This is a genomic window from Acinetobacter puyangensis (genome assembly GCF_900096995.1).
GTDB lineage: Bacteria > Pseudomonadota > Gammaproteobacteria > Pseudomonadales > Moraxellaceae > Acinetobacter > Acinetobacter puyangensis.
Window position 1 is genome coordinate 218,953 of the sequence record NZ_OANT01000003.1, and the last position, 20,960, is coordinate 239,912.

General features: G+C 39.9%; 18 protein-coding genes. 11 read left to right on the forward strand and 7 right to left on the reverse strand.

The annotated features are described in order from the left end of the window. Positions 1–9 precede the first annotated feature (9 nt). The 10 genes from CRO21_RS07540 to CRO21_RS07585 all read left to right on the forward strand — a co-directional run bounded on the left by CRO21_RS07540 (position 10) and on the right by CRO21_RS07585 (position 11,048). On the forward strand, positions 10–1,113 hold the full coding sequence (locus tag CRO21_RS07540) for an ABC transporter substrate-binding protein (protein WP_097078715.1): 1,104 nt from the start codon (positions 10–12) through the stop codon (positions 1,111–1,113). Beyond that, positions 1,110–2,222: an ABC transporter substrate-binding protein gene (locus CRO21_RS07545; protein ID WP_097078716.1), complete on the forward strand. Its 1,113-nt coding sequence runs from the start codon at positions 1,110–1,112 to the stop codon at positions 2,220–2,222. Before CRO21_RS07540 ends, CRO21_RS07545 begins: the two co-directional genes overlap by 4 nt. Then, complete coding sequence (locus CRO21_RS07550; RefSeq protein WP_097078717.1) at positions 2,212–3,039, forward strand: ABC transporter ATP-binding protein; 828 nt, start codon at positions 2,212–2,214, stop codon at positions 3,037–3,039. Before CRO21_RS07545 ends, CRO21_RS07550 begins: the two co-directional genes overlap by 11 nt. 35 nt (positions 3,040–3,074) lie before the next feature. Then, positions 3,075–3,929 (forward strand): ABC transporter permease, encoded by an 855-nt coding sequence (locus CRO21_RS07555; RefSeq protein WP_097078718.1) that lies wholly within the window; start codon positions 3,075–3,077, stop codon positions 3,927–3,929. Positions 3,930–3,934: 5 nt separating this feature from the next. Next, on the forward strand, positions 3,935–4,993 hold the full coding sequence (locus tag CRO21_RS07560) for an ABC transporter substrate-binding protein (RefSeq protein WP_097078883.1): 1,059 nt from the start codon (positions 3,935–3,937) through the stop codon (positions 4,991–4,993). Between the two features lie 118 nt (positions 4,994–5,111). Then, a complete protein-coding gene (locus CRO21_RS07565) occupies positions 5,112–6,257 on the forward strand; it encodes a sigma-54 interaction domain-containing protein (RefSeq protein ID WP_097078719.1) in 1,146 nt (381 codons plus the stop codon). Between the two features lie 509 nt (positions 6,258–6,766). Further along, positions 6,767–7,465, forward strand: a complete 699-nt coding sequence (gene msuE / locus CRO21_RS07570; protein ID WP_097078720.1) for an FMN reductase — start codon at positions 6,767–6,769, stop codon at positions 7,463–7,465. Positions 7,466–7,534: 69 nt separating this feature from the next. Then, positions 7,535–8,650 (forward strand): dimethylsulfone monooxygenase SfnG, encoded by a 1,116-nt coding sequence (gene sfnG, locus CRO21_RS07575; RefSeq protein WP_097078721.1) that lies wholly within the window; start codon positions 7,535–7,537, stop codon positions 8,648–8,650. 21 nt (positions 8,651–8,671) lie between these two features. Continuing rightward, positions 8,672–9,907 (forward strand): acyl-CoA dehydrogenase family protein, encoded by a 1,236-nt coding sequence (locus CRO21_RS07580; protein ID WP_097078722.1) that lies wholly within the window; start codon positions 8,672–8,674, stop codon positions 9,905–9,907. A 409-nt stretch (positions 9,908–10,316) separates the two neighbouring features. Further along, entirely contained in the window at positions 10,317–11,048 is a 732-nt protein-coding gene (locus CRO21_RS07585; RefSeq protein ID WP_097078884.1) for a hypothetical protein, read from the forward strand. A 394-nt stretch (positions 11,049–11,442) separates the two neighbouring features. Here the strand turns inward: CRO21_RS07585 and CRO21_RS07590 are convergent, their stop codons facing one another. The 4 genes from CRO21_RS07590 to ssuD form a co-directional block, all read right to left on the reverse strand. After that, the gene (locus CRO21_RS07590) at positions 11,443–12,273 is read right to left on the reverse strand and encodes a S1 family peptidase (protein WP_097078723.1); all 831 of its coding nucleotides are present in this window, start codon (positions 12,271–12,273) and stop codon (positions 11,443–11,445) included. Between the two features lie 361 nt (positions 12,274–12,634). Further along, positions 12,635–13,708, reverse strand: coding sequence for a sigma-54 interaction domain-containing protein (locus CRO21_RS07595; protein WP_097078724.1), 1,074 nt, complete (start codon positions 13,706–13,708; stop codon positions 12,635–12,637). Between the two features lie 93 nt (positions 13,709–13,801). Next, complete coding sequence (locus tag CRO21_RS07600) at positions 13,802–14,998, reverse strand: acyl-CoA dehydrogenase family protein (RefSeq protein WP_097078725.1); 1,197 nt, start codon at positions 14,996–14,998, stop codon at positions 13,802–13,804. A 105-nt stretch (positions 14,999–15,103) separates the two neighbouring features. After that, positions 15,104–16,255: an FMNH2-dependent alkanesulfonate monooxygenase gene (gene ssuD, locus CRO21_RS07605; RefSeq protein WP_097078726.1), complete on the reverse strand. Its 1,152-nt coding sequence runs from the start codon at positions 16,253–16,255 to the stop codon at positions 15,104–15,106. Positions 16,256–16,741: 486 nt separating this feature from the next. On the opposite strand from ssuD, the gene CRO21_RS07610 reads away from it, so the two are divergent. Continuing rightward, a complete protein-coding gene (locus CRO21_RS07610; protein ID WP_097078727.1) occupies positions 16,742–17,815 on the forward strand; it encodes a sigma-54 interaction domain-containing protein in 1,074 nt (357 codons plus the stop codon). A 55-nt stretch (positions 17,816–17,870) separates the two neighbouring features. Here CRO21_RS07610 and CRO21_RS07615 read toward each other — a convergent pair whose 3' ends face one another. The 3 genes from CRO21_RS07615 to CRO21_RS07625 are packed head-to-tail and all read right to left on the reverse strand — an operon-like array spanning position 17,871 to position 20,907. Next, entirely contained in the window at positions 17,871–19,232 is a 1,362-nt protein-coding gene (locus CRO21_RS07615) for an LLM class flavin-dependent oxidoreductase (RefSeq protein ID WP_097078728.1), read from the reverse strand. Between the two features lie 39 nt (positions 19,233–19,271). Beyond that, positions 19,272–20,153, reverse strand: a complete 882-nt coding sequence (locus CRO21_RS07620) for a MetQ/NlpA family ABC transporter substrate-binding protein (RefSeq protein ID WP_097078729.1) — start codon at positions 20,151–20,153, stop codon at positions 19,272–19,274. Between the two features lie 55 nt (positions 20,154–20,208). Beyond that, positions 20,209–20,907: a methionine ABC transporter permease gene (locus CRO21_RS07625; RefSeq protein WP_097078730.1), complete on the reverse strand. Its 699-nt coding sequence runs from the start codon at positions 20,905–20,907 to the stop codon at positions 20,209–20,211. Between the last annotated feature and the right edge of the window lie 53 nt (positions 20,908–20,960).

Consider the following 20,960-nt stretch of genomic DNA (forward strand, 5'->3'; position numbering starts at 1 on the left):
GGGAAAACAATGCACATCCGAAAAGTTGCTCCTCATGTATGGATCGCTGTATTGCTGCTCGGATTGAGTACCTTTCTTGTGGGTTGTCAGCAGTCAAATGAATCCACAAAAGGAAAAATCACTGAATTACGTTATCAGGGCACGCCGGGTGCGGTGGGTTTGCCTGAGCTTGCTGAAGATCTTGGCTATTTAGGTGAGCTAAAGCTGAATTATGTTGGCAGTACCCAAGGAGGGCCTGAAAATATGCAAGCCCTGATGAGTAAAGATGTTGACTATGCCAGTGCATTTAATGGTGCGATTGTGAAGCTGGCGCATGCGACACGTAATAGTCCCAACAGTATTGTTGCAGTAGTCGGATCATATGGCAGTGATCAACATACATGGACATGTTATTGCGTATTAGAAGATAGTCCGATCCGATCAGCACGGGATTTAATCGGTAAAAAGATTGCTGGAAATACTTTGGGTGCCCATTTCGAATTTATTATAAGAGAATGGTTGGCTCAGCAAGGCTTAACTCAGAATGAAATCAAGCAAGTGCAACTGGTGGTATTACCGCCAGTGAGTACTGAGCAGGCTTTACGTCAAGGTCAGATTCATGCAGCCTCCATGTCAACAATTTTAAGGGATAAAGCCTTTGCCCGTGGTGGGGTTCGTAAATTATTTGCCGATACTGATTTATATGGTGAATTTACTGCGGGGACCTATGTATTTACCCGTCAATTTACCCAGCAGCATCCTGAGGTGGTGAAGCAGTTTGTGTCAGGGGTTGGGCGTGCATTGGAGTGGAGTAGAAATAACCCACCTGAAGTGGTGCGTGAACGATTAACCCAAATTATTCGCAAACGCGGCCGCAATGAAAATGATCAATTGATTCAATACTGGAATAGTTATGGTGTGATTGAAACAGGCGGTTATGTGACAGCGCAGCAATTTCAGCCATGGATTGATTTTATGGTGAAAAATGGTGAATTAAAAGCCAATGACATCACCCCAGAAGATATTTTTAGCAACGAATTTAATTCTTTCGCACCGCAGCAGGTACAAGCATCAGGGGCGACAGAAACAGCAGCTTATAGCCAATCTACCGAACATGTAGAGGTTAAGCCATGAATATTTATCAGTTTTATAATTATTTTAAACCACGTCTAAATCTATTATTCCTCAGTCTTATCAGCTGTATATTCCTCTTAACCGGCTGTGACCGCAAGGCAGCAACGGATACCGATGGATTAGACAATAAAGATCAATCTTTTATCCTGCGTTATCAGGATTATCCAGGCCGAGTCAGCTTACCCGAGTTGGCCGAAGACTTGGGTTTTTTAGGCAATATTAGGCTGGATTACAAAGGTAGCATTCAGGGTGGTCCTGAAAATATGCAAGCCATGATCAGTGGTGATGTCGATTATTCCAGTGCATTTAATGGTGCCATTGTCAAATTGGCACTTGCGACAAGAAATAGTCCAAACAGTATTGTTGCCGTAGTGGGATCGAATGGCAGTGATAAAGAAACCTATTGGTGTTATTGCGTATTGGCAGACAGTCCGATCAGGACTGCACAGGATTTGATTGGCAAAAAAGTTGCGGGGAATACGCTGGGCGCACACGTTGAATTTATCTTGCGTGAATGGTTACAACAGAATGGTTTAAAGCGTGATGAAGCCAAACAAGTACAGTTGATTGCCTTGCCGCCTGTTGCCACAGAGCAAGCCTTACGACAAGGGCAAATTCAGGTGGCAGCCATGAATGATATTGTGCGTGACAAGGCATTGGAACGTGGAGGATTACGCCAGTTATTTGCGGATATTGATCTATATGGTGAGTTTACTTCAGCAAATTATGTCTTTACCCGTCGTTTTACCCAGCAACATCCAACAGTTGTCCAGCAATTTGTCAAAGGCGTTGCTCAAGCTTTGCAATGGAGTCGAGAGCAGCCCCGAGAAGTAGTACAGCAGCGTATGCGTAGCATTATTGCCAAGCGTAAACGCAATGAAAATGATGCATTGGTTCAATACTGGAAAAGTTATGGTGTGGTTGAAACCAATGCTTCCATTACGTCAAGCCAGTATCAGCCATGGATTGATTTTATGGTTACACAGGGTGAATTAAAAGCCAATGAAATTACCCCAGAAGATATTTTTAGCAATCAATTTAATCCTTTTGTGAATGACAGCCAGCATGCTGCATTGACAGCAAAGGAAGGAGTCAAAAATGAGCAGTAATTTAAGTATTCATCAAGTCTATAAAACCTTTCCTGCAAAAAAAGTAAAAGGCGCAATCGTTCCAGATTTTGTTGCAGTGGAAAATATCTCCTTAGAGGTAAAGGCTGGAGAGTTTCTGGTGATTGTTGGACCAAGTGGTTGTGGAAAATCAACTTTACTGGATTTATTGGCAGGCCTCAACACGCCCACTGGCGGTGAAATCAAAATCGATGGTAGAACGATTACTGGGCCGGGTTTGGACCGCGGCATTGTGTTTCAGCAATATGCTTTATTTCCTTGGTTGACTGCCTTACAAAATATTGAGTTTGGTTTGGAGGCGAAAGGCATTGCTAAAGAAGAACGTCAGAAAACTGCACAATATTTTCTGCAATTGGTGGGATTAACTGACTTTAAAGATCATTATCCAAGCGAACTGTCAGGGGGGATGAAACAGCGTGTGGCGATTGCCAGAAGTTTAGCCTATAACCCAGATGTGTTGTTAATGGATGAACCATTTGCCGCACTTGATGCGCAAACACGAGAAACGCTGCAAGGTGAATTATTAAGGATTTGGCAACAAACAGGAAAAACTGTGGTTTTTATCACGCATAGCATTGATGAAGCCATTTATTTAGGCCAGCGTATTGCAGTGATGACCTCTAAACCTGGTCGGATTGAAACCATTATTGATGTTCCAGAGGCCTTACGTAGTAATCAGGAAGATGTCCGTTCCACGCTGGAATTTGGTCAGCTTCGTCATCGGATCTGGAGTTTATTACGAGAAGAAGTCATAAAAGCACAAGAGCTAGAAAATTATAGTCAGTTGAGTGCTTCTTAATTTTAACAAGATAAATTTATTCAGGAGTTATGATCATGACAAGTTCAAAACAAGACATAATATCGACTGAACAGGCAATTCGATCTGATGTGCTTCAATCTGCCGTACATAAAGCCAGAAGCTATGATTGGACGTGGTTGTACAATGGTTTTAGACGCAGTATAGCAATTATCTTATTCTTTATTTTATGGGAATTATTACCACGGCTAGGGGTAGTCGATGAAGCATTCTTACCGCCCTTTAGCAAAGTATTGGCAGCAGGCTATCATTTGATTGTCAATGGACAATTCTTTGTGCATTTACAGGCCAGTCTGCTGCGATCACTTAGTGGCTTTATTATCGCTTTAGCGACAGCCATTCCCTTAGGTTTTGCGATTGGCTGGTATCGGGGATTTTCTGATTATTTAAATCCTTTACTGGAGTTATTGCGTAATACCAGTGCCTTGGCAGTATTGCCCGTATTTATGCTGTTTTTGGGAATTGGCGAATCATCGAAAATCGCATTGATTATTTTTGCCTGCGTTTGGCCGATTTTATTAAATACCATTTCTGCGGTACGTAATGTTGATCCATTATTGATTAAATCTGCCCGTACCTTGGGGCTAAGTGATGCGAAATTATTCCGTAAAGTGATTTTACCTGCGGCGGTGCCAACGATCTTTGTCGGTATCCGACTGGCGGGAACTTCTTGTATTTTGGTATTAGTGGCAGCTGAAATGATCGGTGCAAAAGCTGGATTAGGTTATTTGATTATTTATTCACAATATAACTTTCAGATACCAGAAATGTTTGTGGGGATTATCAGTATTACTGCATTTGGTTTTGCATTTAACTATCTTTTATTGGCTGTAGAAAAACATTTTACCGCATGGAATAGGACAGCAGGGTGATGTTAATGCATTTGAGCATATATAAAAAACCATTTCACATACTGCTCTATTTATTCTTTGGTGGTGTGCTATTGTTATTGAATGGCTGCACTAAAAACACAGAAATAGGCAGTGCAACAGGTGAATTAAATGTTGTCGGTAAGCCTTTGGAGACATTAAGTTTTAATTATTTAGGTTCGCCAGGTACAGTTACACCCTTGGAACTTGCTGAGGATCTTGGATATTTAGCACCTGTGAAATTGAATTATGTTGGCATTGCGACAGGCGGACCACAAGGATTACAAGCAGCTTTAACAGGTGATGTGGATATTAGTAGCACTTCATTTGTGGGATCAATTGTAAATATTGTCGCCAGTAATGCGCCAGTGGTTGCGGTGGTGGCAGCTTATGGTTCACCACCTGACGATAACAAGGGCTATTATGTGCTGGAAGGCAGTCCGATTAAACAGCAACGTGATTTAATTGGTAAAAAAGTTGCGGTCAATATTTTAGGGGCGCAAGCCGAAGTCATGTTAAAAGAATGGCTGAAACGAGGTGGGCTAACTGCAAGTGAAATTAATCAGGTAACCATGGTGGTTGTTCCACCTGGCAGTGGTGAACAGGCATTGCGCCAAGGGCATGTCGATGTTGCAGCATTAACAGGACCTGCCATAGATCGAGGTGGTGTACGGATACTTTATCGTGACTGGGAAATGTTTGGTAATAAAACATTGGGTGGCTATGCCATGTCCAAGCGTTATCTGGAGAAAAATCCGCATACTGCCCAGCAAGTGGTGACCGGTATTGGTCGAGCCTTGGATTGGGCAAATGCGCATAGCCGTGAAGAGGTAATTGCCCGTTTTGAACAAATAGTGCTAAAACGCCAGCGGCCAGAAAATACTGAAGCGTTACAATATTGGTATGGCTGGGGCGTTGCTGATGGTGGCAAGCTCAAAGATGAAGACTTTCAGATTTGGATTGATTGGTTGGTCAATGATGGACAGCTAAAAGCAGGGCAGGTGCAAGCCAGTCAGGTTTATCGTAATGATTATAATGTTGCAGATACCATTAAAAAGGCACATTAATTTTTTGAATGAAAACCATTTGCTGTAATCATGGATAACTAATACGGATTAATGATTTTTATCTCACATAAAATTAATGCATTATCACTAATTAAGATTTAAGATCAGGTATAAAGTTATGTCTATTTTAATTCATCCCGACTCACGTCGACTGATTAAATCTGAACGTGCCACAGCAATGGTGTATGAAGATAAAAGATCCCGTGCACTATTGGCAAGAATTGAACAAATTGCTTCGAGTGAAGCAAGTGTTTTAATTATTGGTGATACAGGCACAGGTAAAGAATTGGTGGCTAGACATGTCCATATGTTAAGTCACAGGAAAGATGGTCCCTTTGTTGCAGTCAACTGTGGTGCTTTTACTGAGTCATTGGCTGAAAGTGAGTTATTCGGGCACGAAAAAGGGGCCTTTACCGGCGCTTTATATCATAAAATGGGTTGGTTTGAAGCCGCCAATAATGGCACTTTATTTTTAGATGAAATCGGTGATTTATCTTTAAGCTTACAGGTCAAGTTATTACGCGTGTTACAGGAACGAGAGATTTATCGTGTTGGTTCATTAAAACCGATTAAATTAAATGTCCGTGTTATTGCGGCAACCAATGTACAATTAGATGAAGCAGTACAAGCAGGTAAATTTCGGGAAGATTTATTTTATCGCTTAAATGTGGTGAGATTAAAAATCTTACCTTTGGCTGATCGCCCAGATGATATCTTGCCGTTGGCGAATCATTTTGTCACCGAATATAGCCGTAGATTAGGTTATATTCGTCCAAAATTTAGTCCGGAAGCAGAAAGAAAATTATTAGGTTACCCTTACCCGGGTAATATTCGTGAACTGGAAAATGCTATTCATCATGCATTACTTGTCTGCAAGAATAATGAAATACAACCGACAGATTTTTGTTTTGCGACACTTGCACGGCAAGCAAGCCGCCCGGCTTATCGTACTATAGAAAGTAGTTTTGATAATATTCGATCAACAGAATTCTCACTTGAAAATACTGAAGATCTTTTACCCAAACAAATGTTACAACATGCATTATTAAAAATCTTCGAGTCGGGTTCAGCATTGTCACATGAAACGATAGACCGATTAATTGAAGAAACTACGATTCGAGTGGCCTATGAATATTGTCATCGTAATCAAATGCAGACAGCAAAGTTACTGGGCGTCAGTCGTAATGTGGTCAGAAATCGATTATTAAAATTTGGTATCATTGGTGATGAAATGCCATCTATTATCAATATTAATGCATTGTAAATACATATAGAATATTTCCCTGAAAAATTTAATTTTAAAATAAGAATAAATAATTAAAACTTCTTATTTTATCAGAATATAAATCTGATATGGTGTAATTAAAATCTCTAAACTTAATCATTTTTTTTAGAATAAACATCAATGAAATTTTAAATGTATTAAAAGCTGTATGTCTTGTTGGACATACACTTTATTTTATTGATATTGATTATAGCCTTTCTTAATGAGTTGGTATTTCATATAGGACGATCTATACACAGTGCATTAGTGCTTTTACTTATTCCATGCAAGGTGAAATAGACCATTTCACAGCAGAGAAAATCAAAACTCGACTGTTGTTCCAGCAACAGTTCATCAACACATCAGTGTAGATTAGCCCGACAAAGTACATTGATTAAATTTTAAATAATTGAAAAACAATGAAAAATAATTTGGCACGATTTTGGCGTATATAAACATATATCAGCACATTGCTCTGTCATTTATATTGAAAAATTAGGTTATATATTATGAGTTCAGTATCTTCAATTCGCCCTTTACGTTTGGTTGCCGTTTCTGGCGCAACAAGTTCACCTTCCAAAACCGAAGCCTTAATTGATGCGATCGTGGCACAGTTACAACAGCAAATTAATCTTGATATTGAGTATGTCAAATTAAGTCAGATTGGTCATTTACTACATGGTGCGGCACGACGTGATTTGCTTGCGCCAGAAATCCAACAGGCACTCGATCATATTGAAAGTGCAGATGCCTTAATTGTGGCCAGTCCGGTTTATCGTGCGTCATATACAGGATTATTTAAACATTTATTTGATTTTATTGATCAATTTGCATTGGTGGATAAACCTGTTCTGTTGGCAGCAACGGGCGGCAGCGAGCGTCATGCACTGGTGTTGGAACATCAGTTCCGTCCGTTATTTAGCTTTTTTCAAGCCCATACTTTACCGATTGGGGTGTTTGCTACCGATCAGGATTTTGCAAACTACCACGTAACAAATCCTGTATTGCTTGAACGTATCCAGTTGGCGGTCACACGGGCAATTCCCCAGTTTTTATTTGCCAGTCAGGTCAATGTTTCTGCTGAGGCACAGCTTGACAAGGCCTCATCACCATTGAAATTACATCAATTACTGACCACACAATTGCCAACCACATTGTTGGGTTCTATCAATCCACAAATTCAGAAGCTGGAAGTATCAGCCAGTTAAAATAGTGATCCATTAATCAGCCAACAAAAATCAATTTTTTTAACATTATACAATTTCAGGAGTTTTAATATGACAACAGTACATAAAGAGAGTTCACCAACAGAGATCCGTTTTGCTTATTGGGTGCCGAATGTAAGTGGTGGTTTGGTGGTCAGTAATATTGAACAACGCACCGACTGGGGTATTGATTATAACCGTCGTTTGGCACAGGCAGCCGAGCGTAATGGTTTTGATTATGCACTATCGCAAATTCGTTTTACCGCAGGGTATGGTGCGGAATATCAGCATGAATCGGTGTCTTTCAGTCATGCCATTTTGGCTGCAACAGATAAAATAAAAGTGATTGCTGCGATTTTACCTGGACCATGGAAGCCTGCATTGGCAGCAAAGCAATTGGCGACTATTGATCAACTGACCAATGGCCGGATTGCAGTCAATATTGTCAGTGGCTGGTTTAAAGGTGAGTTTGATGCGATTGGTGAGGAATGGCCAGAGCATGATGAACGTTATGTCCGTTCTGAGGAATTTATTCGGAGCTTAAAGGGCATTTGGACACAGGATAATTTTTCATTTGATGGTAAATATTATCAATTTAAAGACTACACATTAAAACCAAAACCATTACAACAACATCCAGAAATTTTTCAGGGCGGTAGTTCCCGTGCGGCACGTGATATGGCTGCTCGTGTTTCCGATTGGTATTTTACCAATGGCAATAGTGTTGAAGGAATCAAGGCCCAAGTCGATGATATTCGGGAAAAAGCCAAAGCCAATAACCATCATGTCAAGATTGGCGTAAATGCGTTCATTATCGCCCGTGATACCGAGGAACAAGCACAGGCTGTGTTACAGGAAATTATTGCCAAAGCCAATCCGGAAGCGGTCAATGCCTTTGGTGATGCCACCCGTGAAGCAGGTGCGGCAAGTCCGGAAGGTGAAGGGAACTGGGCAAAATCAACCTTTGATGATCTTGTGCAATATAACGATGGCTTTAAAACCAATCTGATCGGAACACCACAACAAGTTGCCGAAAGAATTGTGGCATTAAAAGCCGTGGGTGTGGATCTGGTACTGGCAGCCTTTTTACATTTTATTGAAGAAGTCGAATACTTTGGTGAAAAAGTCTTACCTTTGATACGTGAACTTGAAGCACAACAAAAAGCACAGCTTGAAGAAGCGGTTTAATGAAAGAATGAGGATCATAAAATGACAAGCTTACACGATATTCCAGCGATTGCGTATAGTACAGACTATAAAGCACTCGCACAAAAATACCGTCCGATCTTTGATCAAATTACTGCGGGTGCTCTACAACGGGAAAAAGAAAGAATTTTACCTTTTGAACCGATTCTGTGGCTTAAACAAGCAGGCTTTGGTGCGGTTCGTATCCCTGTTGAGCAGGGTGGTGATGGCGCTTCGATTCCCCAACTTTTTCAGCTATTAATTGAACTCTCCAAAGCAGATTCAAATGTCACGCAAGCCCTACGTGGACATTTCGCTTTTGTTGAAGATCGCTTGAATGCACAGCGAGATGCCGATCAAAGCCACTGGTTTAAACGCTTTGTTGCTGGTGAAATTGTCGGTAATGCATGGACAGAAATTGGCAATGTCAAAATCGGTGATGTGATTACCAAGGTCACCAAACAGGGTGAGCAATGGATTGTAAATGGTAAAAAATATTACACCACTGGTAGTATCTTTGCCGACTGGTTTGACCTGTTTGCCCAGATTGAGGAAACAGGTGAGTCTGTGATTGCTGCGACTCGAACGCAACAACAAGGCGTGACCATAGACGATGATTGGGATGGTTTTGGTCAACGCACCACAGGCAGCGGCACAGCGGTTTTAGTCAATGCTGAGGTAGAAGAAGTGATTCCTTTTGATTCACGTTTTAAATATCAAACTGCCTTTTATCAACTATTCCATCTATCAACATTAACAGGCATTGCCCAAGCCGCTGTGGCAGAGTTTACCCAGCAAGTACGACAACGTACCCGTGTCTTTAGTCATGGTAATGGTGATCGGGTCGATCAGGATGTACAAGTGCTGCAAGTGATTGGTAAAGCATCGGCACAAGCCTATGCAGCAGAAGCCATTACCATTCAGGCAGCACAGGCTTCACAACGGGCTTTTCATGCACATTTTTCCCAAGATGAAGAGGCTGAAAAGCACATCAATATTTTGGCAGAAATCGAATCTGCACAAGGGCAAGTCGTGATTGCTGATCTGGTCTTAGATTTGACCAGTAAATTGTTTAATGTACTTGGTGCTTCGGCAGCAAGTCGTGACAAAGCATTGGATCGCTTCTGGCGCAATGCACGTACTGTATCTTCTCATAATCCACTTATTTATAAAGAGAAAAGTATTGGCGACTGGGAGGTGAATGGTACAGAGCCAATTTATGCATGGCAGATTGGTGGTGGTAGTAAAGAGAACGGCTAGTCTTGTTTTTAAATAAAATGCTTATCGGCAGATGAGCGTTTTATTTTTGTAGAAAGTGTTATAAAATATTTTAGAGCTATACTCTTTTTTATATAATTTATTCATTATGTTATGGATTTTTATTTCGCATAAGAGATTTTATGTTAAATCTTAGGTTTGATAAATTTTATGATAAACCTCTCATTAGTTATTAAAAATCAATCTATTGATAGGTAATTTTTGCCTTTTATCAAATGATCGTTTGGGTATAGAACAATGATAGGCTAGTTGCCTAAAATTTCTCAAATGAAAGTCTCTTGCTAGTTCAGCACACATCACTATATCCTGAATACGAACTAGCTCTGGTTGATAATGTTTCATTTTACTTATTTTTATGTTATTAATATTTAAATTACTATTGTATGATGCAATGTCTAGACAAGTTTTACCTAGAGACATTAAGTTGCTTTATGGCTTATCAGCAGCTAGATGTAATATATGTGAAAAAGTACTATTTGAACCAAAAATCAATGAAGATGGATATGTTCATATAGGTCAAATGGCACATAATATTGCTTATTCAGAACATGAAAGTGCGCCTAGAGCTATTGATGGCTTATCAGGTGATAATTCATATCAAAACCTAATTTTACTCTGTGCTAATGATCATATTAGTGTTGATCAAAACACAGCCCTGTATACAATAGAATATATTAGAACTATCAAAAATAACTTTGAAAACTCTGTTAGAATTAGGTTGAATAATGCTGTTAGACCTGATAAATCTTTAGTTGATTTAATTCACTCAAATTATAATTTACAGGCTTTAATTTACAGCTTAAATTTTCCTTTAATTTTATTACCTTTTAACATTGGTGATATCATTGATATGGAAAACTTTTTATTAGAACCAAATAGACCTACTTCTTATCCATTCCGAGATGAAAGGTTAAATGGACTTATGCTGCCAATTCTAGAATTGGCTCATCAATTGAGTCCATATATAATTTCATATTATTCCCCTTCTAATGTTGGTGATTTAAGACCAATTAGAGAAAAACAGATCCCTGTTAATGAGCAGGCTGCTATAACAAATATTGTTCAGAACCTATTTCAATCAATATTTAATTGGCTTGAATATTGTCGAATTAACTATAGTTGATTTTGAGTGGGATTATATTTTCATTATCAGATCCCACTAATAGTGATGTGTGCTGAAAAACAGGATTGTTTAAAGTGGTAAATTATACATTCTGATTAGGCATTTTATCCCAAGTCTTGTCCGCAGAAATTGGGGATAATTTAGGCACTGTATGAATTGATAATACAGATGAAAAGTTAAATTTGACTAAAAAGAAACCAATTTATTGGCGAAATATATCAGAGCTGTATAAAAAAGAGCCGATATATTTCTATATCGGCTCTTTGCTGTTTATTAGGTTTTTATATTTATTTAAATATTTGATTTTAAATGAAAATATTTAATTAATTTCGCATAACCATAAGCACCATTATGTTAAATATGATTTAAGAAGTATGCTAATAATTTAATATAATTAGATCTTCCACGTCTCTATTGCATATGATTCCAAAACTTTGAGTTCACTAGATTTGATTACAATGCCTAAATGCATCATTGAATCAATCTTAAATTGAAGACCTTTACTTAAAATGATCTGACCAGAACTTGTGAACTGAGGACCCGCATATAAAATACCCAATAATTTTAATCTTGATTGTCCCATCACAATACTTTGAGTTTTTCTATCTAAGTACCCATCTCTATTGTATAGAAAAACTGGTGAACCAGAAGATCCTGGGAAACACGCCATGTCTATCATGAATTCTTGATTACCATTATATGGTTTATTGGGACTAGTTGCCGTAATGCCCTGTCTTATAATAGGTAAATTATTTACAGTATCTGACAAACCATTTGGACAACCTACCATTGTTATTTCTTCTATGGCATCAAAATATTGCCAATCACCATCTTCGGGTATGATGTCCATTGTGATAGGAGCATAGAAAATTGGAGTACTTTGATGTATGGCTTGCTGTAGTATTGAACCAATAGATATAGCGCACAAATCTATATTTTGATTAGGATGATTGAGAAGTGTGTCATGTAAAAGGATATTAACATCTATTAAGCTTCCAGATGGTTTATAAACAGTTTGGTCTGCTATATGACATTTAATATGTATTTGGTCTGCTCCAGAAACAACGTGTTTATTTGTGATGAGAACAGGTATAAGAGAATCTTGGGTTTTATTAAAACATGTAAAAAATCCAGTTCCTGTGCCAATTATATTTCCCTGAGACAAGGCTGTAATTTTTACAGTGGAATAAAGTAAGCTTTCAGCTATAGATAATGAAAAATTCATGTGATTTTCCTAAAATAAACATAATACGTCTTATTCAAAATCAACGAAAATATTGTTTTAATTTATTGTTGGGAAAACAATGAACCATCCATTTTTCGCACCATAAAATAACAAGGATTAAAACTACTAAAAAGATGATTTCTAATTCCTTTATTTTTAAGTATTTATACAATTAACATAATACGGCTTATACGAAATATCCAATTTATCTTAGGTATTTCAATAAGTTGGCATGCACCTATTTTACCATCACAGCCGACAGTAACATGCCGGCTGTTTTTCGCCTTTCTGGTACATATCACCAAAAAATTTAGCAGTTTTATGCCAAAAGTGAATTCTATTATTAATTATAGTTTAAATTTTAATCTCCCCGTTTACTCACCACCAATTCTCCCAACTCGATTAATCTTGAACGAACCACATTGCGGCTTAGACCCAATAATTGAGCAGTTTTTACCTGATTTTGATGGCAATAATCATAGGCGACCCGTAATAATTGTTCTTCAAACTGTGAATACACTTTGCCTTCGTGTTGCTGAAATAAACCCTGAAAGACTTCTTTGAGTTTTGCATCAATCACAGGGCGTTTGGCTTCTTGCTGATGCTTATCGTTGGCACGCTGTGCAGGGGATTTTAACAAAGGCAAATCATCACTTTGAATGATGCCATTTTGGCAAATCAATAAGGCATGATGAATCATGTTTTCCAGCTCACGAATATTGCCGGGCCACCAGTAATCATTCAGTTTTTGTTTGGCTTGGGCTGAAAATTCGGCTTTGTCATAGCCCAGTTGTGCATGATATTTGTCAATAAAATGATAGGCCAATGGTAAAATATCACCTTTACGTTCTCGTAATGGTTTGATATTTAAGGTGACGACATTAAGGCGATAATATAAATCCTCACGGAACTGTTCGGCAATAATGGCTTGTTCCAGATTGACATTGGTGGCAGCTAAAACCCGTACATCGATGGCAATACTTTTACGTGAGCCTAAGCGTACCACTTCTCGTTCCTGTAAGACCCGTAATAATTTAACCTGAATGCGTTTAGATAAATCACCGATTTCATCGAGCAACAAGGTGCCGCCATTGGCCGCTTCAAACCAGCCCGCACTACTGGATAATGCGCCGGTAAAAGCACCTTTTTCATGTCCAAACAGTTCACTTTCCACCAGATTTTCAGAAAAGGCACCGCAGTTCACCGCGATAAATGGTTTGTGGCGACGATGACTATGTTCATGAATTTGCCTTGCAATCAATTCTTTGCCTGTACCTGTTTCACCATGAATCAGAACACTGGCTTCACTTGGCGCAATCTGTTTAATATATTCCAGTAATTTTTGTGATTCTGGATCATTAAAGACTTGTGCCGTCGCTTTGTGGGAATGACTACGTTGGGTAATTTCGGGCAAAGTAATAATATCTTGTCGCATTCCATTATATCCTTGTCACTATACGATGATTTAATGTTGAGATAAGGATCTCCTCAGCGGATCGTGCAGTATTGAAAAATGTCATCGTATCCATTATGAATAAAAAGATGCTTTGGGATAACGGTCATTTAAAGCCCATTGTCCAAGGTCTTTGAGTTTATATTCCACTGGATCGTGCAGGGTTTGGGTACGGACATTGCGCCAGAAGCGATCAAAACGTAAGGCGGCATGAGTGGCTCGTGCACCTGTCACTTCAAAGATACGACTACTAATATCCAGACTGGTTCGGGTCGCAGCTACTTTAGCAGTTGCAACAGCAAGTGCAACTTCACCACGTTGTTGTTCGGTTAAATCCTCAGCAATCTCCCATGCCCATTGCAATTTACTGATGGCATGTTGATTGAGCAAACGTAATGATTCAAGTTCTAGCCAGAACTCACCATAATGTCGCAGGATATATGGGTCATCGGTTGCATGTTCGACATCGGACAAAAACCATGCCCGGGTTTCTTTGCTGGTATATTGTTTGGCTTCAGCCAGTGCGCCTTCGGCAACGCCAAGGAACATATTGATAAAGATCAGTTGGGCGATTAATGGTCTTAATGAGGAAAAAGGCGTGCTAAGTGGACCCGGGTCGATCAGCATATCCTTGGCTTCAACACGGACACGTTCAAAAATGGCACTACCGCTATCGGTTTGGCGTTGTCCAATATTATCCCAGTCGTGATATAAGGTAATTCCTGAACGTGATGTTGGTACGGCAGCAATCAATAATTTTCCTGTATGTTCATCCAGACCTGAGGCAATCAGCATTTCAGAATCAAGTGCGCCGGAACAAAAACTTTTTTTACCGGAAAACTCGTACCAGCCGTCTTGATATTTAACGATGGTGCGTTTATCCAGTGGATTTAAGGCATTACCCCAAAACCATGATTTTTCGGCAGTGAGTTGATACCAGCGTTGCCACTGTGCGCTATTGCCAAACAAGCGTATGCTGGCTAAATGTAAATGATGAAAACCAAAAACGTGGGCAAGTGAGCTATCTGCTTGGGCAAAAATTCTTACCACATCTAAAGTTTGCTGCCATGAAGCAGAAAACCCGCCAAATTCTTCGGGAATTGATAAAGACAGTAAGCCACTTTGGCGAATTAAATCACGTTCATCTTTGGGTGTGCCGCCTTGCCGATCCCGTTCAATTGCGGTATGTGCAAATTGCTGTGCAAGTGCTTGTGCCACAGCACTTGCATCGGAAAGCTGGTTAATGCGATGCGTTTGATTAAAAACATTCATATTTTGTTATCCTGCAAAATATCGTGATCTTTTTTTAAAGGTAAAGGGCATGGGGCTGTATCTCTGACCATAATATTCATGTTTTGGCATAGATTTTAAAATGATTTATCCCTGTGCATTTTTGTGTGGTGGAACCACATCATTGGCAATCATTTCACCAAAGGGACCTGTGAGATTGGTTTGACCAAATTTAGCATAACTGGCATAGGGTTCCGGTAATAAAGGGAATACCAGTTCTGCAAAACGATAGGCTTCTTCAAGATGTGGGTAACCGGAAAAAATAAAACTTTCAATGCCCAGATCCGCATATTCTTTGATGCGTGCCACGATCATTTCCGGATCACCGACCAATGCGGTGCCTGCACCACCCCGTACCAATCCTACACCTGCCCAGAGATTTGGCGACACTTCCAGTTGATCACGTCGTCCCTGATGTAATTCTGCCATACGTTTTTGTCCGACGGAATCAAAACGGGCAAAAGAGGCTTGTGCCTTGGCAATGGTTTCATCGGAGATATGTTCAATCAGTTGATTGGCGGCTGCCCATGCCTCTTCATTGGTTCGGCGTACAATCACATGCAGACGAATACCGAATTTAACTTGCCGTCCTTGCTGTTCTGCTTTGGCTCGCACCTGTGCAATTTTTTCTGCGACCGCAGCAGGCGGTTCACCCCAGGTTAAATAAACATCGACCTGTTTGGCTGCCAAATCTTGTGCAACATCCGATGAACCACCAAAATACAGCGGTGGATAAGGTTTCTGTACAGGTGGATAGAGCACCTTGGCATTTTTAACAGTCAGATGTTTGCCTTCAAAATTCACTGCTTCGCCTTGTAAAACATGACGCCAGATGTGTAGAAATTCATCGGCAGCTTCATAGCGTTCAGTGTGGTTTAGAAATAAACCATCACCTAGATTCTCATCAGGATCGCCACCTGACACCACATTAATCAATAAACGTCCATTGGACAAACGATCCAGCGTGGCAGCCTGTCTGGCTGAAACTGTCGGAGAAATAATCCCTGGACGAATGGCCACAAGAAATTTTAATTTTTCGGTTAAAGGCACAAGTGCCGAAGCCACCACCCACGAATCTTCACAGGAACGACCGGTTGGAATCAATACAGCATAATAGCCAAGATAATCTGCTGCTTGCGCAATTTGTCTTAAATACGGTAGAGAAACGGGTCGGGCACTTTCACTTGTCCCCAAAAAATGCCCATCGCCATGCGTTGGTAAAAACCAGAAAATATTCATTGTAAGTTAACTCTGTTAAAACGTTATATTTACTTCTTTGCAATCTATATACCAATAATTTTATTTATATAAAACAATAGAGTAATAATTTAATATCGGTTGGTTTATTCGGTGTGTGGGAAAAGATGTTGATTCACTGTTGGTCATGCAACAGTTTTTTATCAAGCTTTCATCATCATCCTTTGAACATAAGAAACGTTAATAGTTAAACTGAATATTTTTAGCATTTAATCTTATTGGTATTACTCGAATAAAAAAATTAAATTAACTCAATATCATTAAGGCATGTTGCAGCGTTATTCATAAATATGCCAATTCGATTTGTCCTATGCTGCTTTCATCTTTTTTAATCATTTATCAAAGCATATAGGGTTTAAATTTTCTTGTTGATCACTACGAATCAGCATTTATGTTTTTGTTGATCGCTACTTTTGTTTGAGGCATTGCCATGCAATGTATCTGTCCTCATGAATTTTGGAGATAATTATGGAGATCGTCAAGCATCCCGAATCTCGTCAACTGGTTCGCACGGTCAAGGCCAGTGCCTATGTATTTGAAGATCAAAATTCAAAACGGCTGATGTCGTATATTGCACAAATTGCCCCGAGTGAAGCAACTGTATTAATTATTGGTGAAACAGGTACAGGTAAAGAACTGGTTGCCCGCCAGATTCATGCATTATCGAACCGTAAAAATAAACCCTTTGTTGCAGTGAATTGTGGTGCTTTGTCCGATACATTGGCCGAAGCAGAGCTATTTGGTCATGAGCGTGGTGCATTTACAGGCGCAATCAGTAATCAAATCGGCTGGTTTGAAGCTGCGCAGGGTGGAACGATTTTCCTTGATGAAATTGGTGATTTATCTCCAAGTATTCAGGTCAAATTACTGCGTATTCTACAAGAAAATGAAGTGGTACGCTTAGGTTCCAGACAGAGTAAAAAAATTGATGTACGGGTCATTGCAGCCACCAATATCAAACTGGAAGAAGCAGTTTATGCAGGAAATTTTCGGGAAGATTTATATTTTCGTTTAAAAGTTGCGTCTTTGCATATTTTGCCGTTACGTTTGCGTATTGGTGATATTCTGCCGTTAGCACAGCATTTTATTGAAGATTATTCCACTAGCCTTAAACGGCTTGCACCGGTTTTAAGTGAAGAGGCTCGGCAATTATTATGTGATTATCATTGGCCGGGGAATATTCGGGAACTGGAAAATGCCATACATCATGCTTTATTGATTTGTAAAAATGGCATCATTCAAAGCTATGATTTTCAATTGACAGGTTTTAAGCATAAGTTGTCTTTACACGATGCTGATTTATCCATTTATCAACCGGCGGGTCAGAACTTAAAACAAATTTTATTTGAATGGTTCGAGCAGGGCATTGAAGATTTAAATGAACAGCTGGAAGCGGAAATTACCGAAGCTGCTTATCAATATTGCCATGAAAACCAGCTACATACCGCAAAACTATTAGGTGTTAGTCGCAATATTATCCGTGCCCGATTAATCAAACATGGTTTGTTGTCACCCAATACCCGTACATCAACTGTGTCTTGATCATTGTTCTTCAAGAGGCATGTGATGGTGAAAAAATTTCACCATCACATTTTTTCTAGCGTTTATAACTTGCACCAACATGCGGTGCAGATAAATGATCTCCCTGACCAAATAACTTATGCCGCAATGTCCCTTCACGATAGGCTTGAGGATAAACCCCTCGTTTCTGTAATTCTGGCACCACATATTCAACCACGTCACTAAAGGTTTCATGTGCCACTGCATAGGCGAGATTAAAACCATCTACACCAGTTTCTTCTACCCATTCTTGCAAAACATCGGCAATGGTTGCAGCAGAACCGACAAATACAGGTCCATTACCGCCAATGCTGGTCCATTCTGCGACCTCATCGACAGTCCACGAGCGACTTGGATCGGCAGTGCTATAAGATTCCAATAGCGATTGAATGGCATTGGTTTTAATATATTGGATTCGGTCATCTTTGCCAAACTGGGCAAAATCAACACCACTCCAGCCAGATACCAGCGTTAATGCACCGTCATGACTAGCATATTTTTGATATTCCTTGAGCTTATCTTGAGCTTCTTGATCAGTTGCGCCGGTAATAATGGTCGCCAGCGTATAGATATAAACACTGTTTGGATCACGACCTTCGGCTTGTAGGCGTTGTCTGGTATCGTCCACAAAACGTTTTAATAGAACTTTTGATGGCACAGAAATAAAAATACATTCGGCATGTTTGGCAGCAAAGTTTTTACCACGGGATGATGCGCCAGCCTGATATAAAACGGGCGTTCTTTGTGGTGACGGTTCACTAATATGAATACCGGGGACTTTAAAATATTTACCTTCATGCTCAATCGGAAACACTTTATCAGCATGGGTAAAAATCCCTGATTCACGATCACGCACCACCGCATCATCCTGCCAGCTGCCTTGCCATAATTTATATAAGACTTCTAAATATTCATCGGCAATATCATAACGGTCATCATGAGATACTTGATCGTCCTGTCCGATATTTTTTGCACCACTGGATAAATAGGAGGTGACAATATTCCAGCCCGCCCGTCCCTTGGTTAAATGATCCAGTGTGGTGATACGACGGGCAAATGGATAAGGATGCTCAAAAGAGATAGAGGTCGTGATACCAAAGCCTAAATGTTTGGTTACTGCTGCCATTGCAGGTGCCAGTTGTAATGGATCATTGACTGGGACTTGTACCGCACCTTGTAGGGCATGGCGATTATCGCCATGGAAAACATCGTATGTGCCGAGGACATCGGCAATAAAAATACCATCAAAGATACCTTTTTCCAGAATTTGTGCCAAATCTGTCCAGTATTCAATGTCTTTATATTGCCATGAACGATCTCTCGGATGGCGCCATAGGCCCGGTGATTGATGGGCAACACAGTTCATTTCAAATGCATTAAAACGAATTTGTTTGGTCATGATCATTTCCTCTATTTTTTGATTGATTTTTCAATGGGATTATTCGGCAGATACCGGCGTTAACACATTTTTGACTAGAGGATCATCGGTAGTCCGTAAATATTCATCTAGACGTGGATCTGCAAAGGCTTGTTGTAATTTAATAATCTGTGGGTTTTTTAAATGCTCGGTTGCAACCACTAATCGAGATGCAAATGTTTTTGGCGCAGGTGGAAATAATATACCTTTACTTCGCGGAACTTTACCGGCATCAAATTGTAGAACATAACCAATGGCAGCATCTACGGAGTCCAGTACACGCGGTAATGACAGTAAATCAAGTTCTTTAAAAACGAAATTTTTTGGATTGTCCTGAATATCACGTAGTTTTGCCACCCGAGGTTCGATGGCTGGATTTAAGCCGATTGCACCGATACGTTGTAGTAACCACAATGCCTGTCCCTGATTGGCACCATCATTGGGAACAATAATCGTTGCGCCATCTGGTAGATCAGCAAAGTTTTTATAACGATCGGAATAAATGCCAAATGCCCATTGAAACACTTCAACGGTTGGCGTGAGCTTAAAATCATTTGCATCAACGACTTGTTTTAACCACCATTGATGCTGATAAATTGTTCCGGCATATTGGCCATCGTTTACCGCACGATTGGCCTGTACTGGATCTTGTAAGCCAACTGCTTCAATTTTTATACCGTAATCGGGTGCAATATTTTGACTAACAAATTCAATGATACGTTGTTCTCCTGCCATCGCAGGTTCAAAATGGACTTTAAGAACATCACCGAAATCACTGCTGTGTTGATTTTTTTTAAGGCTAAACACTGCGATTAGAATCACAATGATAAGAATCGCGATGCCGATCAGTAAGGGTTTTTTGCTGGATTTTTTTAATTCAAAATCAGTAGGGCTATTACTCATGGGAGAATCCTCAAGTTTATTTCATCTTGTTTAAGATTGGAAATTATTAAAATGCTCATGGTCGTGTTGCCCATTGGCTTAATTTTTGACCGACCAGTTGTACCACTTGAATGGTGATAATAAGGGTAATAATGGTGGCAATCATGATGTGATGATCAAAGCGCTGATAGCCGTAAACCACCGCCAGATAACCGATACCCCCTGCACCAATAGTGCCGGCAATGGCTGAATATTCGATCATGGTGATGGTGTTGAGTGTGGCTGCCGAGATTAAACTGGGGAGAGCTTCGGATAGTTGTACCGATTGAATAATTTGCAGATTTGATCCACCTGAAACACGACCTACAGCAGTGACTTCTTCGGGTAATTCACGCAAGGCGTTTTCAACCAAGCGCGCAAAAAATGGAATGCCTGCAATGGTCATAGGTACTACAGCCGCAGGAATACCAATTGTGGTGCCTGTGAGCCATTTGGTGAAAGGAATAATTGCCGCCATTAAGACCAGAAAAGGTAAAGAGCGCCCGATATTGACCAATATACTTAATACGTCATGAAGTGAACGATGAGGGAAAAGACCTTTTTTCGAGCTGTTGAACAAAAGCACACCCACAAAACCACCGATAATGATGACCAGCGTCATCACAATGCCAACCATTATCCATGTTTCCAAATAGGCAGGCAGTAACATCTCTGGCACTTCAGACCATGGCGTGTTTTGATTAAATGCAATGTCTGGTAAACGGTTTTCACTCATATGATTCTCATGGTTTATTTATTGTGTTTGCTGCTTGTATCGTCATATATTTT